The sequence below is a fragment of the Polynucleobacter sp. AP-Latsch-80-C2 genome (assembly GCF_018882185.1).
In the GTDB taxonomy this organism is placed as follows: Bacteria; Pseudomonadota; Gammaproteobacteria; order Burkholderiales; family Burkholderiaceae; genus Polynucleobacter.
Map to the genome: position 1 here is coordinate 1 of NZ_JACVOY010000028.1, position 1,272 is coordinate 1,272.

A 1,272-nucleotide genomic window follows, 5' to 3' on the forward strand; every position below is an offset into this window, starting at 1 on the left:
TAGATCGAATAACTCGCCTTAGGATCTTGTCCCACGATCTTGGCTAATACTGGACGATATGCGACGGCCCAGTAGTCAACATCAAAGCGCTTAGCAAATGGTCCAGCTAACACATTAAAGTACAGATACTGATAGGGGTGCCAGCGCACCATCCAGTAACTGGTAAAACCCATGGATCCAATCACCAACACCAGGAGAATACGCCTTGCCATTTGCTTGGTGTTGGTCAAAGCCCAAAGACTAATCAACCCTCTGATCGAAACTAGCAAAAAAGCCGGATAGATAAAGTACATCTGGCGCCAACCGTTATACAAAATGGAGTGCAGCATGATGACGGCTAGTAGTGGGGCAAAGAAGAGTCCCAAAAAGAGTAGGTCTTGCAATTGAGCATCATTGGCCCATAAGGTTTTGGTCTTACTCCAAATATTGCGGATTAAGGTGTTTACAGTAGTGCTAGCACCTACCAAGAAGAGGATTAAATACAGAATGGGGGTAGTTACTCCAATCCAAACGGGGATGTAGTACCAAGGAAGTCTGCTGGCATTAACAATGTCGCCCATAAACACCATGTCTGGGGCATGCCTAAACCTTGCCATGTTCTTAAAGGCGAGGACAAAGTTCCCTAAGGGATCCAACCAAAGCCAGGGCCAAAAGGCAACCACCAGTAATGCCATTAGGGCAAGATAGGTGCCTAGGTAGCCAATCAGTTTGCTAAAAGAGAGCTCTTTACGAGCGGCTAGTACTAGTAAGGTAAATACAGTAACTGCGGGCAAAATTACCGCCATGAGACGTAAATCAATAGCAAGGGCGCATGCTAGGGCATGCCATAGGCCCGTGAACATACCTGGCTTTAAAACAAAGCGAACTAAGGTATGGATACCAATGGCAAAGACGGACATAAAGACCAGATCTTTGTCATTAAAAAATCCATCACTAAAAATACGCGGACTGAGAACCAAAAAGACTGCGCCCAATAGTCCGATGCGCCAATCTTGATAGCGTAACTTAACTAACTTATAGAAAAAGTAAACCGCAGCATAAAAAATCAAGAAAGTGAGCAAATGGCGAAAAAAATAGGCATTAGCATCATGAAGGTTTAGTACTTTGATCAAGAACTCTGCTGGGAGTTCAAAAACAACCCCATAATCCCGATCGCGCTGAGTCAAAAAGACGCTCGCTGGGTCAGCCAAAGGCTGGGCAGCACCCAATAAAAAGCGGATATTAAAGAGATTGGCTAAATAGGCAAGAGAGGTGAGGCCGATGGAGCGTTGA

General features: G+C 45.1%; 1 protein-coding gene. It reads right to left on the minus strand.

Annotation, left to right across the window (positions count from 1 at the left end; all coding sequences use genetic code 11):
• A partial coding sequence (locus ICN47_RS12700) for a hypothetical protein (RefSeq protein WP_216220276.1) occupies window positions 1–1,272 on the minus strand: 1,272 nt, incomplete at both ends.